Annotated in this window: 21 protein-coding genes; 10 read left to right on the top strand and 11 right to left on the bottom strand. The window is 68.6% G+C overall.

The genetic code is table 11. The annotated features are described in order from the left end of the window. Window positions 1-71: 71 nt before the first annotated feature. Window positions 72-1,268, top strand: coding sequence for a pyridoxal phosphate-dependent aminotransferase (locus LGN19_RS22585; RefSeq protein WP_174957092.1), 1,197 nt, complete (start codon window positions 72-74; stop codon window positions 1,266-1,268). A 113-nt stretch (window positions 1,269-1,381) separates the two neighbouring features. Here LGN19_RS22585 and LGN19_RS22580 read toward each other — a convergent pair whose 3' ends face one another. Both LGN19_RS22580 and LGN19_RS22575 read right to left on the bottom strand, forming a co-directional pair. After that, a complete protein-coding gene (locus LGN19_RS22580) occupies window positions 1,382-2,488 on the bottom strand; it encodes a transglycosylase SLT domain-containing protein (RefSeq protein WP_122944685.1) in 1,107 nt (368 codons plus the stop codon). Between the two features lie 431 nt (window positions 2,489-2,919). Beyond that, the gene (locus LGN19_RS22575; protein ID WP_174976944.1) at window positions 2,920-3,114 is read right to left on the bottom strand and encodes a hypothetical protein; all 195 of its coding nucleotides are present in this window, start codon (window positions 3,112-3,114) and stop codon (window positions 2,920-2,922) included. Here LGN19_RS22575 and LGN19_RS22570 point away from each other — a divergent pair. Both LGN19_RS22570 and LGN19_RS22565 read left to right on the top strand, forming a co-directional pair. Continuing rightward, window positions 3,086-4,642, top strand: a complete 1,557-nt coding sequence (locus LGN19_RS22570) for a UbiD family decarboxylase (protein ID WP_011351231.1) — start codon at window positions 3,086-3,088, stop codon at window positions 4,640-4,642. The genes LGN19_RS22575 and LGN19_RS22570 overlap by 29 nt on opposite strands. A 58-nt stretch (window positions 4,643-4,700) precedes the next feature. Beyond that, the gene (locus LGN19_RS22565; RefSeq protein ID WP_089445105.1) at window positions 4,701-5,369 is read left to right on the top strand and encodes a LysE family translocator; all 669 of its coding nucleotides are present in this window, start codon (window positions 4,701-4,703) and stop codon (window positions 5,367-5,369) included. Window positions 5,370-5,493: 124 nt separating this feature from the next. On the opposite strand, the gene LGN19_RS22560 is transcribed toward LGN19_RS22565, so the two are convergent. Then, on the bottom strand, window positions 5,494-5,796 hold the full coding sequence (locus tag LGN19_RS22560; RefSeq protein WP_122944684.1) for a hypothetical protein: 303 nt from the start codon (window positions 5,794-5,796) through the stop codon (window positions 5,494-5,496). Window positions 5,797-6,311: 515 nt separating this feature from the next. On the opposite strand from LGN19_RS22560, the gene LGN19_RS22555 reads away from it, so the two are divergent. Together LGN19_RS22555 and LGN19_RS22550 are read left to right on the top strand one after the other, a co-directional pair. Next, window positions 6,312-7,241, top strand: coding sequence for a Rossmann-like and DUF2520 domain-containing protein (locus LGN19_RS22555; protein ID WP_226217195.1), 930 nt, complete (start codon window positions 6,312-6,314; stop codon window positions 7,239-7,241). 75 nt (window positions 7,242-7,316) lie between these two features. Further along, entirely contained in the window at window positions 7,317-7,880 is a 564-nt protein-coding gene (locus LGN19_RS22550) for a YggT family protein (RefSeq protein WP_226217193.1), read from the top strand. 12 nt (window positions 7,881-7,892) lie between these two features. Here the strand turns inward: LGN19_RS22550 and LGN19_RS22545 are convergent, their stop codons facing one another. The 5 genes from LGN19_RS22545 to LGN19_RS22525 all read right to left on the bottom strand — a co-directional run bounded on the left by LGN19_RS22545 (window position 7,893) and on the right by LGN19_RS22525 (window position 10,925). Beyond that, window positions 7,893-8,243 carry a DUF190 domain-containing protein gene (locus tag LGN19_RS22545; protein WP_043183075.1) on the bottom strand — a complete coding sequence of 117 codons (351 nt, stop codon included), beginning with the start codon at window positions 8,241-8,243 and terminating at the stop codon, window positions 7,893-7,895. A 23-nt stretch (window positions 8,244-8,266) separates the two neighbouring features. Next, window positions 8,267-8,653 carry a fluoride efflux transporter CrcB gene (gene crcB, locus LGN19_RS22540; protein ID WP_011351225.1) on the bottom strand — a complete coding sequence of 129 codons (387 nt, stop codon included), beginning with the start codon at window positions 8,651-8,653 and terminating at the stop codon, window positions 8,267-8,269. Window positions 8,654-8,900: 247 nt separating this feature from the next. Beyond that, window positions 8,901-9,773: an SIR2 family NAD-dependent protein deacylase gene (locus tag LGN19_RS22535; RefSeq protein ID WP_226217191.1), complete on the bottom strand. Its 873-nt coding sequence runs from the start codon at window positions 9,771-9,773 to the stop codon at window positions 8,901-8,903. A gap of 175 nt (window positions 9,774-9,948) precedes the next feature. Beyond that, window positions 9,949-10,329 (bottom strand): DUF4406 domain-containing protein, encoded by a 381-nt coding sequence (locus tag LGN19_RS22530; protein ID WP_174957088.1) that lies wholly within the window; start codon window positions 10,327-10,329, stop codon window positions 9,949-9,951. After that, entirely contained in the window at window positions 10,326-10,925 is a 600-nt protein-coding gene (locus LGN19_RS22525; RefSeq protein ID WP_089450075.1) for an NUDIX domain-containing protein, read from the bottom strand. Before LGN19_RS22525 ends, LGN19_RS22530 begins: the two co-directional genes overlap by 4 nt. Before the next feature lie 81 nt (window positions 10,926-11,006). Here LGN19_RS22525 and LGN19_RS22520 point away from each other — a divergent pair, with 81 nt between their 5' ends. The 4 genes from LGN19_RS22520 (at window position 11,007) to LGN19_RS22505 (ending at window position 13,463) form a co-directional block, all read left to right on the top strand. Then, window positions 11,007-11,762 (top strand): DeoR/GlpR family DNA-binding transcription regulator, encoded by a 756-nt coding sequence (locus tag LGN19_RS22520; RefSeq protein WP_226217189.1) that lies wholly within the window; start codon window positions 11,007-11,009, stop codon window positions 11,760-11,762. 176 nt (window positions 11,763-11,938) lie between these two features. Next, window positions 11,939-12,277: a hypothetical protein gene (locus tag LGN19_RS22515; RefSeq protein ID WP_226217188.1), complete on the top strand. Its 339-nt coding sequence runs from the start codon at window positions 11,939-11,941 to the stop codon at window positions 12,275-12,277. Between the two features lie 38 nt (window positions 12,278-12,315). Beyond that, window positions 12,316-12,927, top strand: coding sequence for a chromate transporter (locus LGN19_RS22510; protein WP_226217186.1), 612 nt, complete (start codon window positions 12,316-12,318; stop codon window positions 12,925-12,927). Beyond that, window positions 12,924-13,463 (top strand): chromate transporter, encoded by a 540-nt coding sequence (locus LGN19_RS22505; RefSeq protein WP_226217184.1) that lies wholly within the window; start codon window positions 12,924-12,926, stop codon window positions 13,461-13,463. The genes LGN19_RS22510 and LGN19_RS22505 overlap by 4 nt, the downstream gene beginning before the upstream one ends. Before the next feature lie 118 nt (window positions 13,464-13,581). On the opposite strand, the gene scpB is transcribed toward LGN19_RS22505, so the two are convergent. The 3 genes from scpB to LGN19_RS22490 all read right to left on the bottom strand — a co-directional run bounded on the left by scpB (window position 13,582) and on the right by LGN19_RS22490 (window position 16,995). Beyond that, on the bottom strand, window positions 13,582-14,391 hold the full coding sequence (gene scpB, locus LGN19_RS22500) for a methylmalonyl-CoA decarboxylase (RefSeq protein ID WP_226217182.1): 810 nt from the start codon (window positions 14,389-14,391) through the stop codon (window positions 13,582-13,584). After that, window positions 14,388-15,611 (bottom strand): CaiB/BaiF CoA transferase family protein, encoded by a 1,224-nt coding sequence (locus LGN19_RS22495; protein WP_226217180.1) that lies wholly within the window; start codon window positions 15,609-15,611, stop codon window positions 14,388-14,390. Before LGN19_RS22495 ends, scpB begins: the two co-directional genes overlap by 4 nt. 61 nt (window positions 15,612-15,672) lie before the next feature. Beyond that, window positions 15,673-16,995 carry an MFS transporter gene (locus LGN19_RS22490; protein ID WP_226217178.1) on the bottom strand — a complete coding sequence of 441 codons (1,323 nt, stop codon included), beginning with the start codon at window positions 16,993-16,995 and terminating at the stop codon, window positions 15,673-15,675. Window positions 16,996-17,165: 170 nt separating this feature from the next. Between LGN19_RS22490 and LGN19_RS22485 the strand changes: the two genes are divergently transcribed. After that, on the top strand, window positions 17,166-18,095 hold the full coding sequence (locus LGN19_RS22485; RefSeq protein WP_174957082.1) for a LysR substrate-binding domain-containing protein: 930 nt from the start codon (window positions 17,166-17,168) through the stop codon (window positions 18,093-18,095). The last annotated feature ends 56 nt before the right edge of the window (window positions 18,096-18,151 follow it).

Below are 18,151 nucleotides of genomic sequence, written 5' to 3'. Positions count from 1 at the left end.
CCGTTGGTCCTGAACGGGCGCGCATGCGCCCGTTTTTTCTTTTGTCTCGCCTCCCTCGCCCTGCCCGCCCGATGAATACCGCCACCGATTCGCTCGTCAAACTCGCCGCACGCGTCGACGCGATCCAGCCCTTCTACGTGATGGAACTGATGAAGGAGGCACAGCGTCTCGAGTCTTCCGGGCGCGATGTTATCCACATGGGCATCGGCGAGCCGGATTTCACTGCGCCGGAGCCGGTCGTCGAAGCAGCTGCGGCCGCACTGCGCCGCGGCGTCACGCAATATACGAGCGCACTCGGCATTGCGCCGCTGCGCGAGGCGATCGCCGCGCACTACGCGCGCGCCTACGGCCTCACGATCAGCCCGGAACGGATCGTCGTGACGGCCGGCGCGTCGGCCGCGCTGCTGCTCGCGTGCCTCGCGCTCGTCGGGCGCGACGACGAGGTGCTGATGCCCGACCCGTCGTATCCGTGCAACCGGCACTTCGTTGCGGCGGCCGAAGGCCGCGCGGTGCTCGTGCCGAGCGGCCCGGACGCCCGTTTCCAGCTCACCGAGGACGACGTTCGCACGCGCTGGGGCGACCGCACGCGCGGCGTGCTGCTCGCCTCGCCGTCGAACCCGACCGGCACGTCGCTCGAGCCGGATGAACTGAAACGCATCGTCGAAGCCGTGCGCGCACGCGGCGGTTTCACGATCGTCGACGAGATCTACCAGGGGCTCAGCTACGACGCGGCGCCCGTGTCGGCGCTGTCGTTCGGCGACGACGTCGTCACCGTGAACAGCTTCTCCAAGTATTTCAGCATGACGGGTTGGCGGCTCGGCTGGCTGGTCGTGCCGCCTACGCTGGTCGGCACGTTCGAGAAGCTGGCGCAGAACCTGTTCATCTGCCCGTCCGCGCTTGCGCAGCACGCGGCGCTCGCGTGCTTTGAGCCGGCCGCACTCGACATCTACGAAGCGCGCCGGCTCGAATTCAAGCGCCGCCGCGACTTCATCGCCCCGGCGCTCGAACGGCTCGGCTTCACGGTGCCCGTGATGCCGGACGGCGCGTTCTACGTGTATGCGCACTGCGGCGGCGTCGCCCACCCGGCGGCCGGCGACAGCGCCGCGCTCACGACGGCGATGCTGCACGACGCGGGAGTCGTGCTGGTGCCCGGCCTGGACTTCGGTGTCCATGCGCCGCGTGACTATATCCGCCTGTCCTACGCGACGGCCTACTCTCGGCTCGAAGAAGCGGTCGAACGGCTCGCGACGCTGTTCGGGCAGCACTGACACGCGGCCGGTGCGGCGGCTTCTCCGCACACCGCAAAAAGAAAAGGCACCCGGATCGGGTGCCTTTTTCATTTCCTGCCGGCCGCAGCCGTGCGGTATGTTACCGCCGCACGTTACGCGCCAAGCTCCGAATGATCCGCGTGCGACTGCTTCGCGGTATCGACGCTCGCGTCGTCCTGCGATGCGGCTTCCTTCGCTGCCGTCGACTTCGCCGACGTCGTGGTTTCGAGCGTCGCATGTACGCGCTTCGCACCGCCTGCTGCTGCCGTCATGGCGGCGGCCGTGACGATCGGCTTCGCCGGCGCCTGCGGCGCATTGACCGGCACGCTACGCCCGTGCGACACGTCGCGCAGGCGGCCGCGCTCGGCCATCACCTTCGAACTGTAGCCATTGTCTTCGGGGTTCGTCGAGCCGTTGTACATGCGCAGGCCGTTCGCGAGCGAGCCGCCACGTGCGATGCAGTCCTTCAGCACGAGCGCACCGACCTGGAGGTTCGCGAGCGGCTGCAGTGCGGTATCGGTCCCGCCGAAATACTCGAACTTGTCGGAATGGACCTTCGACATGACCTGCATCAGCCCCTTCGCGCCGACGCCGCTTTCGGCGTACGGGTTGAAGCCTGACTCGATTGCCATCACGGACAGCAGCAGCAGCGGATCGAGGCCGACGTCACGACCGGTCTGGAACGCAGCCTTGACGAGCTGGCCGAGCGGCTCCTGCGCGACGCGGTAACGGCGCGACAGGTAGGTCGCGACGAGCGCCTGTTCGCGATTCGATGCGAGCGCACGGTCGTCACGCGCATCGGCCGCCACGCGCTGGGTCGGGATCAGCTTCGCAAGCGCGACGGGCGACGGGCCGTTGGACGCATCACCCTGCGTGGCGGCGGCTTCCGGTGCGACGTCGAGGCCGACCGCAAGCGCGTCCGTTTCAGGGCCGTTGTCTTCCTGCTTCGGCTGCGCGCCGGCGGGCGCGAAGTTCGGCAGCGGATGGCCGGTCAGCAGACGGGCCGGGCCGGCTTGCACGGCCGCGGATACGACCGGCATCAGCTTCGCGGCGAGCGAGCCGCGGACGGTTGGCAGCAGCCACAGTGCAAGCGCAACTGCGACAGCGAGACAGCCGACAACGCTGAATAGATGGTGACTGACACGCGTCCCGCGACGCAGCATGCTGCGCACGAACTGCGCATGCTGCTCACTAGGACGCCACGATAACCAAGCGTTCATTCAGATCATCTCCCATGAACATGACTCGTGCGGCTCGCTCAGCTCGATGGCGAGACAGGTAACGCGCCGCGGAATCACGACGCCGCACGCTTTGGTTGGGGCGCGCAAGCATCGGGGAAACGGTATAAGTACCGTTCGAGGCCACGGTGTAAGAGGGCCGGCACCTTCGCACACTGGGCGAGGCGGGCATACGCGGTGGCACCCACGCAAAAACCAGCGTCCTGGGGGCGCTGGCTGTGACTACAACTAAAGGCCGTCGGATACGCCGTGCAGGTTTCGGCGGACGGTGACGCGCTGCGTCAAAGATCGGTGATTGGCGGCTCGAAGCCTTTTACCCTGCAGCCAATGTGAGCGGATTCTAGCAGGGTTTTATAGATCGTCAACACTATAAAACCTTGAAATCATAACAAAAAGTAATTTACAGGCGCTCTTCAGATCGCCAGCCCCATGCCGTAGGGGGTTTGCGCGCGGTCGACTTTTTTCTCCGCCGGGCGGGCATGCGGCTGCACGGGTAAAATCGTCGGTCGATTCGGGGCCGCAGCCGGCCGCTGCGCCCGCCCATCGCTGCCCGCCTTGCGGGTGGCCCGGACCATCTTCATGAAATACAAAGACTTACGCGATTTCATCCAGCGCCTCGAGGCGCTCGGCGAACTGCGGCGCGTCACGCAGCCCGTGTCGCCCGTGCTCGAAATGACCGAGCTGTGCGACCGCGTGCTGCGCGCCGGCGGCCCTGCGCTGCTGTTCAACGCGCCGACCGGCTACGACTTCCCGGTGCTCGGCAACCTGTTCGGCACGCCGCGGCGCGTCGCGCTCGGGATGGGCGTCGATGCGGGCGACGACGCCGCGCTCGACTCGCTGCGCGATCTCGGGCGCCTGCTATCCGCGCTGAAGGAACCCGATCCGCCGAAGAGCCTGAAGGACGCCGGCAAGCTGCTGTCGCTCGCGAAGGCCGTGTGGGACATGGCGCCGAAGTCGGTGTCGTCGCCGCCGTGCCAGGAGATCGTCTGGGAAGGCGCCGACGTCGACCTGAACCGGCTGCCGATCCAGACCTGCTGGCCCGGCGACGCGGGGCCGCTCGTCACGTGGGGCCTGACGGTCACGCGCGGGCCAAACAAGTCGCGGCAGAACCTCGGGATCTACCGCCAGCAGCTGATCGGCCGCAACAAGCTGATCATGCGCTGGCTCGCGCATCGCGGCGGCGCGCTCGACTTCCGCGAATTCGCGCTGCAGAACCCTGGCAAGCCGTATCCGGTCGCGGTCGTGCTCGGCGCCGATCCGGCCACGACGCTCGGCGCGGTGACGCCCGTGCCCGATTCGCTGTCCGAGTACCAGTTCGCCGGCCTGCTGCGCGGCAGCCGCACGGAGCTCGCGAAGTGCCTGACGCCCGGCGTCGACACGCTGCAGGTGCCCGCGCGCGCGGAGATCGTGCTCGAAGGCTTCATTTATCCGCAGGAAGGCGCGCCCGCCCCCGCTCCGGCCGGCGCACCGCCGCGTCCGGCCGGCAACGCGTCGGCCAAGTACGAGCACGCGCTCGAAGGCCCTTACGGCGACCACACCGGCTATTACAACGAGCAGGAGTGGTTCCCGGTGTTCACCGTCGAGCGCATCACGATGCGCCGCGACGCGATCTACCACTCGACCTACACAGGCAAGCCGCCCGACGAGCCCGCGGTGCTCGGCGTCGCGCTGAACGAGGTGTTCGTGCCGCTGCTGCAGAAGCAGTTCACCGAGATCACCGACTTCTACCTGCCGCCCGAAGGCTGCAGCTACCGGATGGCCATCGTCCAGATGAAGAAGAGCTACGCGGGCCACGCGAAGCGCGTGATGTTCGGCGTGTGGAGCTTCCTGCGGCAGTTCATGTATACGAAGTTCATCGTGGTCGTCGACGAAGACGTGAACATCCGCGACTGGAAGGAAGTGATCTGGGCGATCACGACACGCGTCGACCCGGTGCGCGACACCGTGATGGTCGACAGCACGCCGATCGACTATCTCGACTTCGCGTCGCCGGTGGCCGGCCTCGGTTCAAAGATGGGGCTCGACGCGACCAACAAGTGGCCCGGCGAGACCAACCGCGAATGGGGCCGTCCGATCGAGATGGATGCGGCCGTGAAGGCGCGCGTCGACCGGCTCTGGCAGGAGATCGGCCTCTGATGCCATGCGGCCGGCACCTGCCGGCCCGTGGACTGCCATCGCTACAAGAACAACGAAGATGACCTTTCCGCCCGCCTCCATGCTGTCCGACGGCTTCTTTCTGTCGCTGTCGCTGTGTCTCGACATCGGCCTCGTCAATGTCGCGATGCTGTCGCTGACGCTGTCGCACGGCTTCCGGCCGGGCTTCTGGCTCGGCATCGGCTCGTGCGTCGGCGATCTCGTCTATGCGGCGCTCGCGCTCGCGGGGATGGCCGTGCTGCTGCAGTTCGAGCCGGTACGCTGGATCGTGTGGATCGGCGGCGGCGCCGTGCTGCTGTTCCTCACGTGGAAGATGGCGCGCGAAGCGCTCACGCCAGCCAAGGCGGCCGGCGACGATGCGGAAGACACCCCGCAGCCGCGCGCCAGCGCGCGGCGCAGTTTCCTGCGCGGGATGCTGCTCGCGATGTCGTCGCCGAGCGCGATCCTGTGGTTCGCGGCGGTCGGCGGCGCGCTGATCGCGAAAGCCGGCGCGACCACGCCGGCCACCGCGTCGGTGTTCCTGTCGGGCTTTTTCCTCGGCGGCCTCGCGTGGACGCTCTTCATGTGCACGCTCGCGAGCCAGGGCCGCAAGCGCGCGGGCGCCGGGCTGATGCGCGCGTGTCACATCGCGTCGGCGCTGCTGTTCGCGTATTTCTCGTACAGCGTGATCGTCGGCGGCTACCGCGACCTGATCGTGCACGCGGTGTAATCGCAGCCGGCTTGCCCGGGTAGTTCACCGAGGTCAGGCAGCGACTCCAAAGAAAAAACGGCGCAGCGCCCCTCGCGGGACGTTGCGCCGTTTTGCCACGCGCGGCTAGGCCGCGCGGCACGAATCAGCGACGCCAGTAGCCGTGATGGCCCCAGCCGCCGTAACCGTGACGCCAGTACGGACGGCCGTAGTAGCCACCATAGCCGCCGACGACCACGGCGGGCGGCGGCGCGTAGTACGCCGGTGCCGGTGCGTAATAGACGGGCGGCGGCGGCGCGTAGTACACGGGCGGCGGCGGTGCATAGACGGGATACGCGGGTGCGACCGGGATACCAATGCCGACCCCGATCGACACGTGAGCCTGCGCGACGCTTGCGGCACCCAAGCCCAGCGCGGCGGCGGCGATGAACGGAATGAGCTTTTTCACTTCGATTCTCCTGCTGGAGCGGTATTTTATGCGCCCCTGTCGGCAACGGCGGACATGCACGTCGCATGGAAGCAATGTAGCGAAAACCCGCCCCTCGCGTATCGTGCATTTGTTGCAAATTGCAATTGCACGCGGCCGGAGCCGCCGTGCGGCGTGGCTTGCAGCGCCTGTGGCGACCCTTGCGAGCCGCGCGATTCCGTCCGACGAGTCGGGTCGCAACTTCATGACCGGTCAGTCTTACCGGACACGGCGCGCGCAGCGTGCACGCGACCGTAATGAACGATTACAAATTTGAGACAAGATGCCGACATTTCAAGCGGGATACGGGCGCGATATGTTTCGGGGTCGGATTCGACGATCGTGAATCGACCGTGACGCCGGGCGCCGATACACATGTCGATCGCGCCGCATCCCGGTCATCCACACCCGCATCCACGCGGAAATGGCCCTTGCGCGACCCCGCCGTCATTCCTGCGATACTGGCGGTTGCTTCGTTTTCCCTTACGCCCGCTGCCATGTCCCTCCCCGACACACCCCGCCTCGGCTTCATCGGCGCCGGCCGTCTCGCGCGCTGCGTCGCGCAGCGCTTCGCGCAGGCCGGCTTTCCGGTCGTCGCGATCGCGAGCCGCACGCCGGCCTCGGCCACCGCCCTCGCCGCGCGCATCGACGGCTGCAAGGCGGTCGACACGCCGCAGCAGGTCGTCGACGCCGCCGACCTGATCTTCCTGACCGTGCCCGACGACCATCTCGCGTCGACCGCCGCGGCGCTGCACTTCGACACGTCGCGCGCGGCGCAGCAGGCCGTCGTTCACTGCAGCGGCGCGTCGGCGGTCGCGCTGCTCGACCCGGCAAAACGGCAAGGCGCGGCCACCGGCGGCTTCCATCCGCTCTACCTGTTCGGCGGCACCGACGCCGACCTCGCCCGCATCGACGGCTGCTCGGTCACGATCGAAGCCGACGGCGCGTTGCATGCCACGCTGATGCGGCTTGCTGCCGCACTCGGCTGCCATCCGCTGTCGATTCCGGCCGGCGGCCGGATGCTCTATCACGCGGCCGCGCACTACGCGGCGAGCTTTGCGCTGTGCGGGCTGGCGGAAGCGGTCGAGCTGTGGCGCGGCCTCGGTTTCGACGAGGAAGCCGCGCTGCGCGCGCTGCTGCCGATGCTGGCCGGCACGATCGAGACCGCGCGCGACAAGGGGCTCGCGAACGCGCTCTCCGGCCCGGTGTCGCGCGGCGACACGGGCATCGTCGAACGCCAGTTGGCACTGCTTGAAACGCGCGGCGGCGATCACGCGACGCTGTACGCGCTGCTGACGCGTCGCGCGGTCGCGCTCGCGGCGCAGCGCGCCACGCCGCCGGCATCGCTGCCGGCGCTCGCCGAAGCGGTCGAAACGTCGCTCGCGCGCACCGCCGCGCACCCCTCCCCGTCGCGAGACGAGGCGTGATAAGGTGTCGGCCGATGCGCCGCCATCCGGCGTTGGCGGCCGCACGCTACTGACTGTATAAAAAGGATGCCAACGATGTTCGGCGAGATCGCCCGTTTTCTGCTCAATACCGTCTTCACGCTGTTCGGCGCCGCGCTGATCCTGCGCGTCTGGATGCAGGCCGTCCGCGTGCCACCGTACAACCCGGTCACGCAGGCCGTGCTGCAGGCGACCAACTGGCTCGTGCTGCCGCTGCGCCGCGTGATCGCGGGCGTACGCGGCATCGACTGGGCCAGCGTCGTCGCCGCGCTGCTCACCGCGCTCGTCTACGTCGTGCTGATGGTCGTGATGGCCGGCTTCGATCCGGCCTCGGTGATCGCGACGCTGGTCGTGGTCGCGCTGCTCACGGTCGTGAAGTGGGCGCTCAACCTCGTGATCTGGATGACGATCCTGATGGCGCTGCTGTCGTGGCTCAACCCGCGCTCGCCGGCCATGCCGATCCTCTACCAGCTCACCGCGCCGTTCCTGAACCCGCTGCGCCGCGTCATCCCGAACCTCGGCGGGATCGACCTGTCGCCGATCCTGCTGTTCGTGATCGTGCAGGTGCTGCTGATGATCGTCACGCGCGCCGCCGTGTCAATGACGATGTTCGGTATCTGACGCCGTCGTCCCCTACGCCGCCGGCGCTTGCGCCGGCGGTGCGCCGAGCGTGTCGATCACGCCGAAGCGCGCCGGCATCATCGCGTAGCACACCCGCACCTTCTCGTGCGACAACCGTTCGAGCAAGCGCTGCGCCTCGTCCTCGGTGACGATGAATTCGATCTCGATCGCGAGCGAACCCTGCAGTTCGAAGAAGCGATCCTCGTGCAGCACGCGATGCTGGCCGAAACCGGCCATCGCGCGAAACGCGGAACCGCCCGCGACGCCCATCCGGTTCGCCTCCTCCAGCAGCCATTCCCACAGCGGCTTCCAGTGCAGCCGGTGCTTCTCGTGCACATAGAAGCGCAAGAAGATCTTGTCCATCGCTCCCTCCGATGGCGGCACGCTCAGGCCGCCGCGAGCCACGCGCGCGCGGTCCACATGCCGAGCGCCGTCAGCGCGAACGATCCAGTCAAGTGTAGGGCAGCCACCGCAAACGCCCATCCGAATTCGCCCTGCACCGCATGCGTCATCACTTCGACCGAATAGGTCGAGAACGTCGTGAGACCGCCGAGAAAGCCCGTGATCACGAACAACCGCCACTCGGGCGGCAGCCCGACGCGGGTCGTGAACACCACGGCGGCAATGCCGATCACGTAGCCGCCGATCAGGTTCGCGGCAAGCGTGCCGAGCGGCACGGCGGGAAAGAATTCATTGAGCGCGAGACTCAGGAACCAGCGCAGCAACGCGCCGAGCCCGGCGCCGACGAAGATCGCGACGATCGAATAGAACAAGGGCGCTCCCGGTCGATGATGCGGCTGGAGTCAGCCGCCGGCTCCCGGTCGCCCGGGGCGAGGTCCGCGCCCGCACGCGGGCGGCGCGTGCGCGGGCGGCACTGGTTGAACTGTATGCGGATTCGCCGCGCACCTGCAACGGCGACGGCGATGGCGATGGCGATGGCGATGGCGATGGCGATGGCGATGGCGATGGCGATGGCCGGCAGGATACCGCCCGTTCAGGCCGTCTCGTCCGCCCGCAGGTTCACGCGCGTTGCCAGGCTGCGTCGAGCACGCTCAGCGTCGCCAGCGCGCCGCCCTTCAAGCCGATCACGTCCGCACGGCGCGCATGCGCTTCGCGCGCGTTGATGCGAATCACGTCGGCACCGAGCCGTTCGCTCAGCAGGCGCACGGTCGGGATCGCGGTGCCCGCGCCGATCTCGACCACCGCGACGCGCCCGGCCCGCGCGATCCAGTCTTCCAGCGCGCGTTCCTGCGCGTCGTAGCGCGCACCGAGCCAGCCGGTGTCGCCGAACATCAGGATGTTCGGCCGCGCGAGACCGCCGCAGTGCGGGCAGCGCGGCATCTCGCCGACGAGGCGGCAGGTCGCTTCGTCGACGTCCGGCACGAACGGCGCCGCATCCCACGTGTCGTCCGAACAGGGGCGCAGGCACTGCATTGCGTGGATCGAACCGTGGATCTCGACGATCCGCGCCGGATCGCAGCCGGCTTTCTGGAACTGGCCGTCGACGTTGCTGGTCAGCACGAAACCGCCGTTCGGCATCGCGTCGATCCAGCGGCGCAGGATCGCGAAGCCCGCATGCGGCACCGTCGCGCGGTAGAGCGCGAGACGGTGCCCGTAGAAGCCCCACGCGAGTTGCGCTCGCGCACGGAACGCCTGCGGCGACGCAATCTCGTGGAATTCGAAACGCTCGTGACGCAGCGCCGGATACGCGCGCCAGAATCCGTCCGTACCGCGAAAATCGGGCAGCCCGGAATCGACGCCGATACCGGCGCCGGCCGTCACGAGCAACGCGTCGGCGCGCGCGAGCGCAGCAACGGCGGAGGCGACGAGATCGGCGGGCAGTCGCGCGGCAGCGGCAGCCGCGGTGGAGTCAGCGGAATCGGAAAACGGCATGATGGGGCGGCGGTAGCGTCGAGCGGTGCGCGGGTGGCGTCGCGATCATACGCCGGTTCGCGCGCGGCGCGGCATGCGCGATGTAACGGCATGACGCGATGCTCGACCGGCCGCGGACGATGCTGGCGGCCGGCCGATGCAGGGCGCCACCGCGGCCGGGCGTTTTCCCGCCTGTTCAGCTATCCGAATCGTCCCGCACGACCGGAATCTCGTCGACCGCGAAATAGACCAGCTTGCCGAGCTGCCGCGCAAGACCGACGTCCATGTCCGCGCCGCGCGACGCGCCGTCGATACGCAGCACCGCATCGCAGCGCTGCAGCAATCGGTGCGCGGCCGGATACAGGAACGTCTCGCTGATCGCGTCGCCGACCTGTCGCGACCCGGCCGCGACGGCGAGCGGCAGCGACACCCACTCGCCGATCATCGGCACGTGCCCGCGGCGATACACGGCGAGCGCGGCCGCCTCCAGCCGGTGCAGGTTCGCGGCGATGCGTGCGGGGTCGCCGTCCGTGCCGCTGCGATACGGGCCGGCGACCAGCACGAGCAGCGGCGTCATGCCGTGCGCGCGCCGGCGGTTTCCCGCAGCGCGACGTACTGGAGCAGCATGATCGTCTTCGCATCGACGATCTCGCCGCGCTCGACCGCATCCAGCGCCGCCTGCAGCGGCATCTCGACGACCTCGAGATCCTCGCCCTCTTCCGCGACGCCGCCACCGTCGCCGGTGCGCAGCGACGCATCGTATTCGCCGACGAAGAAATGCAGCTTCTCCGTCACCGAGCCCGGGCTCATGAACGCCTCGAACACCTTGCGCACACCGCGCACGCGATAGCCGGTCTCCTCCTCGGCCTCCGCGCGGATGCGTGCTTCGGGCGTCGCGTCATCGAGCAGGCCGGCCGCGGCCTCGAGCAGCATGCCGTCGTGCCCGCTGACGAATGCCGGCATCCGGAACTGCCGCGTGAGCAGCACGTCGCCCGTATCGGCATTGCGCAGCAGAATGGTCGCACCATTGCCGCGATCGTAGGTCTCGCGGCTCAGGCGCTGCCACGTACCGTCGCGGCGCAGGAAATCGAACGTCACCTTCCTCAGCACATACCAGTCATCGGACAGCACCGTCGTATCGACGATGCGGACACGGTCCCGCGTTGCAGCCATCCCAGCCTCCAGTTCGACAAAAGACGGCGCCCATGGTAACGTGCATATTCGTGCAACTTCAAGAAAATTCGTGCAAACACGATGCTGACGACCCAACGCAAGAAAGCGATCCTCGACGCACTCGCGCGCGACGGCCAGGTGCTGGCGGTCGAGCTGAGCGCGCAATTCGGCGTGTCCGAAGACACCGTCCGCCGCGACCTGCGCGAGCTCGCGGCCGAGGGCCTGCTGCAGCGCGTGCATGGCGGCGCGCTGCCGGCGTCGCCGGCCGTCGCGCCGTTCGCGCAGCGCGAGGCGCTCGAGACGGCGGAAAAGCGGCGCATCGCGCGGCGGGCCGCGGAGATGATCGCGCCGGGGCAAGTGGCGATCGTCGACGGCGGCACGACCTCGGCGCTGCTCGTCAGCCAGCTGCCGGCCGACCTCCGCGCGACGATCGTCACGCACAGCCCGAGTGTCGCGGTGGCGCTGGCCGCGCATCCGTCGATCGATGTGATCCTGATCGGCGGGCGGCTCTACAAGCATTCGATCGTTGCCGTCGGCGCGGCGGCGATGGAAGGCATTTCACGCATCCACGCGGATCTGTATTTCATGGGCGTCACGGGCGTGCATCCGGTTGCCGGGCTCAGCACCGGCGATTTCGAGGAAGCGGCAATCAAGCGCGCGCTGGCCGAACGTGCGGCCGAGACAGTCGTGCTCGCGTCGCAGTCGAAGCTGCGTGCGGCGTCGCAGTTCGTGATCGGCGAGCTCACGCTGGCCCATACCGTGGTGGTCGAAAAGGAAACCGACGACGCGCTGACGAAGCCGATCGAGGCGGCGGGCGTGACGGTCGTGCGCGCGTAGCGGACCGGAGTTGCGGCCGCGCGGGATGTGCCGATGTACCGATGTACCGATGTACCGATGTACCGATGTACCGATGTACCGATGTGCCGATGTGCCGATGTGCCGATGTGCCGATGTGCCGGATGTGCCGGATGTGCCGATGTACCGGATGTACCGGATGTGCCGATGTACCGGATGTGCTGGATGTGCTGGATGTGCTGGATGTGCTGGATGTGCTGGATGTGCTGGATGTGCTGGATGTGCTGGATGTGCTGGATGTGCCGGATGTGCCGGATGTGCCGGATGTGCCGGATGTGCCGGATGTGCCGGATGTGCCGGATGTGCTGGATGTGCCGGATGTGCCGGATGTGTCGGATGTGTCGGATGTGTCGGATGTGTCGGATGTGTCGGATGTGTCGGATGTGTCGGATGTGTCGGATACGCCGGATACGCCTGATACGCCGGAACGCCTCCGCAGGCTTTCATCGCGTCGCCGCCGAGCCCATGTCAGCGTGCTGACAGGGTCTGCTTGCTAACATGGGCGCACGCCCAATCGCCACGCGCCGTCAGCCCGATGCCCCCGCCCTCCGCCACCACCTCGCCTGCGCCGCCTGCCGGCGATGCATCATCGCCCAGCGTCCTCGCGCTATTCATCGCGTTCTCGCAGATCGGCCTGACCAGCTTCGGCGGCGGGCTCAGCGGCCGGATGATGCGCGACTTCGTGTACGAGCGACGCTGGCTCGACGAGGAGGCGTTCCTCAACGGCCTCGCGCTGTCGCAGGCGCTGCCGGGCGTCAACGTGAAGAACCTCGCGATCTGGATCGGCTACCGGCTCGCCGGATGGCGCGGCGCCGTGGCCGGCTTCACCGGCATCATCGCGCCGCCGGCCGTGCTGATCGTGCTGTTCGGCATCGCGTTCTCGACCCTCACGCGCTTTCCGCTCACGCATGTCGCGCTCGCCGGCGCGGCGGCCGCGGCGATCGGGCTGTCGATCTCGATGGCGATCACCGCCGTGCGGCGGCTGCCACGCCGCGCGCTGCCGTTCGCGGTGATGGCGCTGACCTTCGTGTCGGTTGCGGTGCTGCACTGGCCACTCGTGTGGACCGTGCTGGTCGGCGGCACGCTGAGCGTCGCGCTCGAATACCGCCGCGCGGGCGCAACACCGGCCGGAGGCGATACGCCATGACCGCATCGCAACGCTACGCCGCGCTGTTCGGCGTGTTCGCGCCGCTGTCGATCGCGACGATCGGCGGCGGACAGGCGATCATCGCCGACATCCAGCGGCAAGTGGTCGACGTGCACCACTGGATGACCGCCACGCAATTCGTGAACGACTTCGCGATCGCGCGGATGGCGCCGGGCCCCGGCTCGCTGCTGGCGACGCTGATCGGCTGGCAGGTGGCCGGCTTCTGGGGTGCGGTGATCGCGACGCTCGCGCTGTTCGGCCCGACCGCGTTCCTGATCTACGGCGTCGCGCATCTGTGGCGGCGGCACCAGGGCGCGCGCTGGCAGATCGCGCTCGAGGCCGGCCTGCGCCCGGTCGCGGCCGGCATGATCCTCGCGTCGGTGTGGGTGCTGCTGCAGGCGCTCGACGGCGGCTGGGCCGCACGCGCGATCGCGGTCGCGTCGACGCTGTGCGTGATGTATACGCGCGTTCATGCACTGCTGCTGATCGCGATCGGCGCGCTGCTGTTCGTCGGCATGCACGCGCTCGGCATGTGACGCGCGGCGACGCGGCACGCGCGGGCAGCCGCGAACGACGCAACCCATCACCGCGCAGCGACGCGAGCGCGTCCGTGCACTATCGCCGCTGGCGCGCCCGGCTCGCGCAACACGTCGCCTAGACGCCGCGAAACACCGGCGCGCGTCGCTCCGCAAACGCGCGCAGCCCTTCGTCGAAGTCCGCGCCTTCGCACGCTTGCCGGCGCAGCTCGGCAATCCGTTCGAACGCGTCGACCGGCAACGGCCGCGCGTCCTGCAGCACGCGCAATTGCTCTTTCACGGCGTGCACCGCGAGCGGCGCCTTCGCGGCGATCGTGCGCGCGACGTCGAGCGCCGCATCGTCGACACCGCCCGCATCGGCCAGCCGGTTCACGAGCCCGTGGTGCGCGGCGCGCTCCGCATCGAGCGGCTGCGCGCAGAAGAACATCTCCTTCAGCACGTGGATCGGCAGGTTGTCGTAGAAGCGCAGCAGGCCGCTCGTCGAATACGGCAGGCCGATGTTCGCGGGCGTCATCGCGAAACGCGCGTCGCGCGCCGCGACCACCAGGTCGCAGCTCATCACGAGATCGACCGCCCCGCCCCACGCCGAGCCTGCCACCGCCGCAATCACCGCGCCCGGATAGGTCCGCACGCGCCGCAGCGCCCGTTCGAGCGGCTTGCCGTACGCGAGCGGATCGCGATCGTCGGCCAGTTCGCGCAGGTCGTGCCCCGCGCTCCACACGTCGCCGCTGCCGTCGTTCGACAGGATCACGACGGGTGGCGGACGGTGTTCGGCCAGCGCATCGAGGCGCGCGACGAGCGCATCGAGCAATGGCGCATCGAGCGCATGGCGTCGCGCCGGGTTTGCAAACCGCACACGCGCGATCCGCTCGCCGACCATGTCGACCGTCACGCGCGACGCGCCGTCGTGTTTCGTCGTGTCGCTCATTGCACGGCCTCCGCCACCGCTTCCGCCTGGAAGATCGCGCGCCCGGCCAGCAACGCATCGATCTCGTCGCCGCCGTAACCCGCTTCGCGCAGCACGTCGACCGTATGCTCGCCGAGCAGCGGCGGCGCATGGCGCGTGCGCGGCGCCGGCACGTCGTCGCCCATCCCGCCGAGCGGCGTGACGACCTGGTGCAGCGTGCCGAGCGTCGGGTGCTCAACCGGCTCGACCAGCCCGCAATGCGCGAGCTGCGGATCGTCGAACACTTCGTCGAGCGTGTTGATCGGCCCGGCCGGCAGCCCGGCGTCGACGAAACGCTGCGTCCATTCGCGCTTGCCGCGCGTGCGCAAGCGGCTTTCGAGCAGCACCTTCAGTTCGTCGCGATGCGCGACACGTGCGTCGTTGGTCGCGAAGCGCGGATCGTTCGGCAGTTCGGGCAGGTCCAGCAACTGGCACAGCCGCAGCCACATGTCGGTCGTGATCGGTGCGAGGTTGAGCGGCCCGTCGGCCGTCTCGAACACGCCGTACGGCGCGATCACCGCATGCGCATTGCCGGTGCGGCGCGGCACGTCGCCGAGGCTCAGGTAGCGTTGGCCGTGCACACTCAACAGCGAAACGAGGCTTTCGAGCAGCGACGTGCCGACATGCTGGCCGCGCCCCGTGCGCTCACGCTCGAACAGTGCGGCCATCACGCCGGTCGCGACCCACATCCCCGAGCTGAGATCGCCGATTGCGGTGCCCGTGCGGGTCGGCTCGCCGTCGGGAAAACCGGTGAGGCTCATCAGCCCCGCATAGCCCTGCGCGATCTGGTCGAAACCCGGCCAGTCGCGCAACGGGCCACGCGGGCCGAACGCGGTGACGCTGCCCATCACGAGCCGCGGATCGCGCGCGCTCAGCGCGGCGTAGCCGAGCCCCATCGCGTCCATCGTGCCGGCCTTGAAATTCTCGATCACGACGTCGGCCTGCGCGATCAGCCGGCGCACGACGTCGAGGCCGGCGGGCTGCCGGAAATCCACGCAGATGCCGCGCTTGTTGCGGTTGCAGGACAGGTAGTACGTGCTCACGCCGCGATCGAACGGCCCCCACGCGCGGCTCATGTCGCCGTGCGGCCCCGACTCGACCTTGATCACGTCGGCGCCGAGATCGGCGAGTACCATCGAGCAGAACGGCCCCGACAGCGCGCGGCTCAGATCGACGACCCTGATTCCTTGTAATGCCTGCATTCCGGACTCCTGATATTGATGACTGGGTGTAGCGTGTTTCCGAACGATCGCGGCGTGCCGCTCATTCGGGCAGCGTCTGGTGGCGCGTTTCGACCGCGAACGGCAGGATCAGGATGCCGAGCCCGAACGCGGCCGCAGTCCATGCGACCGGCACGCCGAGCGATCCGTAGCCGTGAATCGCGGCGCCGAGCAGGAAGTTCACGCCTGCGCCGATAAAGCGGCCGACCGACGCGTTGAACGCGAACGCGGTGGCCCGCACGCGCGTCGGGTACTGCTCGGGCAGCCACAGCGAGAAGATCGCGAAATTGCCGCCGAAGAAACCGAGGAACGCGAGCGACACCATGAACGCCGCGAGCCCGTTCGGCTGGTAGAACGCCCAGCCGAACGCGAACACGATCGATGCGGCCATGCCCGCGAAATACACGCCGAGTGCGGTGCGCCGGCCGAGCCGTTCGGACAGCCACGGCGCCACCAGGCAGCCAGCGATCGTCGCGCACGACAGGATCGCCGCGCCGACCGATGCGAGCCGCAGCGCGCCGATGTGGTCGATGCCCGCGCGCGCCGCCAGCGTGCTGACCGCGCTCGCCTCGTAGACGGAGCCTGCCCACAGCCCGACGATCGCGACGCCGACGAGGCTTGCGCTCGTCAGCGTGCGGCGCAGGAAGGCCGGCGCGAAGATCTCGCGCAGCGGATGCGCGCGCCGCGCGTCGGCCACGTCGCCGTCGCGTGCGTCATGCCGACGCCACTGGCCGGGCTCCTTCACGCGCATCACGGTGAACACCGCGAGCAGTGCCGGCGCAAGGCCGCACAGGAACATCGCGCGCCACCCGTAGGTCGCACCGATCGTGTAGTTCAGGCACGCCGCGATGAAGAAGCCGAAGTAGTAGCCGGTCTGCAGGTAGCCGGCGCCCATCTTGCGGCGGTCTTCCGGCCAGCTCTCGGCGACGTAGGTGCCCGCGAGCGCCCATTCGCCGCCGACACCGATCCCGGCGATCAGCCGGCACGCGGCCAGCGCCCACACGTCGTGCACGAACGCGGCCGCGCCGGTGAATACCGAGTAGATCAGGATGCTCGCCGCGAGCGTGCGCACGCGGCCGAAGCGGTCGGCGAGCGGCCCCCAGATGAACGACAGCCCCCAGCCGATCAGGAACAGCGCGAACAGGATCGAACCGTACATCCCGAGATTCGCGGGCGTCGCCGCGATACCGGACGCCGGCAGCAGTTCGGTCAGCGCGGGAATCAGCACCAGCGCGTAGATCACCGAATCCACGCCGTCGAGCACCCAGCCCGCATACACGGCCCAGAAGCCCTTGACCTGCTCGCGCGTGAGCGGCGTGCGCCGCGCCTTCGCGCCGGCCGCCGGCGCGTCGATCGCCTTGAACATCTTCGTCTCCTTGCCGGCGGGGCCGGCACTTTTGCCGCGTCCGGTCCGGGATGGCCGGCAGGCTGGCTCTTTTGTGAGACGAGTATAGAAACCCCATCGATCGGGGAAAAATATGATATTCATCTCGCTCGATCGGATTGGCTTATGGCTCGAATCGGGAGGCGGCGGCGATGGACTTGAGGCAGTTGCGCTATTTCGTGAAGGTCGTCGAATGCGGCAACGTCACGCATGCGAGCGAGGCGCTGCATGTCGCGCAGCCGGCGGTCAGCCAGCAGATGCGCAATCTCGAACAGGATCTCGGGATGCAGTTGCTCGAACGGAGCGTGCGTGGCGTTGCACCGACTGCCGCCGGCCGCACGCTGTATCAGCACGCCCTCGAACTGCTGCGTCAGGCCGACGGCACGCGCGAGCTGCTGCGCCGCGACGCCGACACACCGCAGGGCCGTGTGACGGTCGGGATGCCGTCGAGCACCGCGCGCGTGCTGGCCATTCCGCTCGCCCGCGCGGTGCGCGACCGCTACCCGGGCATCATGCTGGAGCTGATCGAGGCGCCGAGCGCCGATCTCGACACGCTGCTCGAACGCGCGCGGCTCGATCTCGCGATCGTCGTCGATGCGGTCGACACGCGCGGCATCGCAGTCCACCGGCTGCTGACGGAGACGCTGTACCTGATCACGTGGCCCGGGTTCCCGGTGCCGGACGATCCCGTGCCGCTGGACGCGATCGCGCGAATGCCGCTCGTGCTGCCGAGCGCGCCGAATACGATCCGCAACCGGGTCGACTGGGCGATGCGCGAGGCCGGGCTGTCGTACGAGATCAGCTTCGAGGCGAGTTCGACCGGGCTGCTGTTCGCGGCCGTGATGGCGCAGCTCGGCGTGACGATCCTGCCGTGGACGGCCGCGCACGTCGAGATCGAGGAGCGCAAGCTCAAGCTGTCGACGGTCGCGCACCGGCTGTTCTCACGCGACCTGTCGCTGTGCTGGCACGATACGGCGCTCGTCAGCAACGCGGTGCAGAAAGTGAAAACCGAGATCGTCCGGCTGTTCGACGCGCTCGGGCAGCGGCCCGAGTGGGCGGCCGGCCAGGCCGACGGCGCGTGACAGGCACGCTGCGTGCCTTGTGCCGGGCCGCCGCGCGTACTAAGCTCCGTTCATCC

The sequence above is a fragment of the Burkholderia sp. AU30198 genome (genome assembly GCF_020419825.1).
Lineage (GTDB): Bacteria > Pseudomonadota > Gammaproteobacteria > Burkholderiales > Burkholderiaceae > Burkholderia.
Note: the sequence above shows the minus strand (reverse complement) of the source record. Positions and strands in the feature narration are given on the sequence as shown.